Source organism: Mesorhizobium sp. M4A.F.Ca.ET.050.02.1.1 (assembly GCF_003997725.1).
In the GTDB taxonomy this organism is placed as follows: domain Bacteria; phylum Pseudomonadota; class Alphaproteobacteria; order Rhizobiales; family Rhizobiaceae; genus Mesorhizobium.
Map to the genome: position 1 here is coordinate 1 of NZ_RZSG01001301.1, position 885 is coordinate 885.

Below are 885 nucleotides of genomic sequence, written 5' to 3' on the forward strand. Positions count from 1 at the left end.
TGGCGACAGACAGCGCGACGTTGATGCTGCGCGCGCCTGGCCGCAGCGGGAATGGTCAGTCGCGCATCCGCAGCGTGATGGACCGGATCCGGCACGCCTGCGGATTCGCGACCGAAAAGCAGGACGTCTCCATCGGCAAAGGCAAAGTCCGTATAGGCGGCAGCGGCTTTGGTGGTGAGCAGCACCAGCCGCCGCGCGTCGCCCGCGCGCCATTGCTCGAAGGCGTGCCAGTCGACATGCCGGGTCAGATCAGCCATTTCGAGGTAGTCCATGCCGGCCCGTTTCAGCGCCCGGTCGGAGAGCGGGAAGCCTGCCGGCTCGATGATGTCGACACCAAGGCCGAGGCAAGCGGCGAAGCGCAGGATCGTTCCGGTGTTGCCGGCGATGTCAGGCTGGTAGAGCGCGATGCGGAGACGGTCGTTCATTTCCGCGTCTTTCTAATAAGTGGCAGATCGGCCACAGGGATTTCCAGGTTTCGCAGATTGCTGGACTGGCGGGTGGCCATTTTCTGCGAAGTCGAGTATACGCCTTTCATCGTCAACCCGAACCGATGGAGGGGGAATTCATGATGACCATGCACAACCAGCGCCCCTCCTGGGGGCTTATGCGCCCCGCGGCGGTTTCGGTACGACGATTCTCCTGACTCTCTAAGACTTGATCGCTCCGATTCCCGCCGAACCCAGTTTTCGGCTCTCGAAGGAATCCTGCGATGTTTTTCAAACGCCCAAAGGGGCCTGACGCCCCACCTGACCGTGCTCTGACTGACGCCTGCCGTCATGTCCGGACCGACGCTGCGCGCACCGACGTACCCGGCCCCTTCGGCCGAATGCCGGAGGTCGATGTTGCGTCACCCTTTTTATCGCATTTGCACATGGAGGATGGACC

General features: G+C 62.4%; 1 pseudogene. It reads right to left on the minus strand.

The window, feature by feature from the left end:
• Positions 1–425 (minus strand): annotated as a pseudogene (locus EOA33_RS37090) (tRNA (cytidine(34)-2'-O)-methyltransferase); the annotation flags it as partial.
• Positions 426–885 lie beyond the last annotated feature (460 nt).